Source organism: Spirillospora sp. NPDC049652, from assembly GCF_040675125.1.
Taxonomy (GTDB): Bacteria; Actinomycetota; Actinomycetes; order Streptosporangiales; family Streptosporangiaceae; genus Spirillospora.
Window position 1 is genome coordinate 1 of sequence record NZ_JBFAOF010000973.1, and the last position, 2,593, is coordinate 2,593.

Below are 2,593 nucleotides of genomic sequence, written 5' to 3' on the forward strand. Positions count from 1 at the left end.
GCGACGTCGTCCCGCCGCGCGAGCGGGGCCGCTACTCCGGCTACATGGGCGCGGTGTTCGGCGTCGCGACCGTCGCCGGGCCGATGCTCGGCGGCTTCATCGTGGACGCCGACGCGCTCGGCTGGCGCTGGTGCTTCTACGTCTGCGTGCCGCTCGCGATCATCTCGCTGCTGGTCATGCAGAAGGTGCTGAAGCTCCCGAAGATCAAGCGGGACACCCGCATCGACATCTTCGGCGCCTTCACGATCACCGGCGCGGCGACCGTGGTCATGCTCATCCTCACCATGGGCGGCAAGGAGTTCGGCTGGAACTCCCAGTGGACCTACCTGCTCGCCGCGCTCGCGTTCGTGCTGCTCATCGGCGCGGTGTTCGCCGAGCGGGCGGCGCGCGAGCCGATCCTGCCGCCGCGGCTGTTCCGCAACCCGACCTTCGTGCTCTGCTCGATCGCCTCGCTGGCCGTCGGCGTCGCGATGTTCGGCGCGATGATCTACCTGCCGCAGTACCTGCAGATCGTCAAGGGCATGTCGCCCACCAAGTCCGGCCTGATGACGCTGCCGATGGTCGCCGCGATGTTCGTGACCTCGACCGGATCCGGCCAGATCGTCACCCGGCTCGGCCGCTACAAGTGGTTCCCGGTGGTCGGCCTCGCGCTGGTCGCGAGCTCGATGTACCTGCTGTCGCAGCTGCACGTCGACTCCAGCAAGGTGGTCATCGGCGCGGACATCGCGGTGCTCGGCGCCGGCCTCGGCCTCACCCTGCAGATCATGATCCTGGCCGCGCAGAACGCCGCCGCGATCACCGACCTCGCCGCCACCACGTCCGGCGTCTCGTTCTTCCGGAACCTCGGCGGCGCGATCGGCACGGCCGCGTTCGGCGCGATCCTCAACAACCGGCTCACGCACCACCTCACCGAGGGACTGGCCGCCGCGCACGTCCGCCCGCCGGCGGGCGGTGGCGCGCTCGGCACCCCGGAGGCCGTGCAGCACCTGCCGCAGCCGTTCAAGGGCATCGTCCTTGAGGCGTTCACCCAGTCGCTTCAGACGGTGTTCCTGGTGGGCGTCCCGGTCGCGCTGGTCGGTTTCGTTGTGGTCCTCTTCCTCAAGGAACTGCCGTTGCGCAGTGCCGTGGGCCGTGTCGAGCAGCCCGCTGCCGCGCCTGCCGACGCCGCTTCGGCGGACGGCCTGGCCACCGCGTCGGCGGGCGGTCCGGCCGCCGCGTCGGCCGCCGCCGGGCGCCACGCCCGCGCCGAGCACGAACTCGCCGGGGTCGGCGCGTCCGCTCCGTCGTCGGCTGCGAACGGTGTGGCCGTGAACAACCTGGTCGCGGGGGCGGGCATGCCCGCGAACGGGACGACCGACCCGGCCGTGAACGGTCTCGCGAGCACCGGTCTTGCGGCGGCGCCTGGGGGCGATGGCGTCGCGCCGCAGGCGAGCATTGCAGGCGGCGGGGCGGCTACCCCGTCGAACCCTGCGGCGGTTCCCGCAGGTCAGAACGCCATTGTCGAGCCGAGCACCGGAAGCGGTGCGACGATCAGCGGCGTCGTCCGCGGTGGCGGCGGGGCTCCCGTCGCGTCCGCGGCGGTGACCCTCATCGACGTGGCGGGACGCCAGCTCGGCCGCGCCCTGACCCGGCCGGACGGCGGGTACGCGCTCGCCACCCCCGGCCCCGGCACGTACGTGCTGATCGCCGCGACCGGCGGCCACGAGCCGCGCGCCGCGACGCTGGCCGTCGGGGACGGTCCGGTCGAGTTCGACCTCGTCCTGACCGGGAACGGTGGCCTGGCCGGAACCGTGTCCGGCTCCGACGGCGCCCCGATCGACGGCGCTACCGTCGTCGTCACGGACGTCCGCGGCGAGGTCGTGGGCAGCGTGCGGACCGGCGCGTCCGGCGAGTACGCCTTCCAGGACGTCGTCTCCGGCACCTTCACGATCGCGGTCAGCGCCGCCGGGCACCGTCCCGCCGCGCTCCAGGTCGAGGTGGCCGGAAGCGGCCAGACCAGGCAGGACGTGCGGCTCCCGGCGGGCGTGAACGTGCGCGGCGTCGTCCGCGACGACGCCGGGGCTCCGGTCGGCAAGGCCCGCGTCACCCTGGTGGACGCGGCGGGCGACGTCGTCGGCGTCACCACGACCGGGCCGGACGGCGAGTACGCCTTCACCGACCTGACCGGTGGGCAGTACACGGTGATCGCGTCCGGCTATCCGCCGGTCGCCACCGGCCTCAACCTGTCCGGCGGAAGCCTGGAGGACCACGACCTCCAGCTCGGCTTCCCCTCTGAGTGACGCCCTGGGGCCGTCCCGCCGGATGGCCCCAGGGCTTCACGCCCTACGGGAAGCGACCCTGGAGATCCTCCGGGGACACGGGAACCACGACTTCGGAATGCGGGCTTTGTGACATGGAAGTGAGCCGCGGGCTGCGTGCGGCGGTGCGGACGCGAGACGGCTGGGCCGTCCCGCACGCCGCCGTGACCATCACCGACCTGACGGGCGCGCAGGTGGCGCGGGAGCAGGCGGGCGAGAACGGCGACCTCGCCGCGCCCGCCCCGCCGCCCGGCGCCTACACGGCGATCGTGACCGCCGTGGGCTACGCGCCCGCT

The 2,593-nt window shown here is 73.3% G+C and carries 1 protein-coding gene and 1 pseudogene; both read left to right on the forward strand.

What is annotated here, in order from left to right; genetic code table 11:
* Nucleotides 1–2,279 (forward strand): MFS transporter (locus AB0J52_RS35620; protein WP_500187325.1); only part of this gene is annotated, 2,279 nt, incomplete at its 5' end.
* Between the two features lie 113 nt (nt 2,280–2,392).
* A pseudogene (locus AB0J52_RS35625) lies at nt 2,393–2,593 on the forward strand (hypothetical protein); the annotation flags it as partial.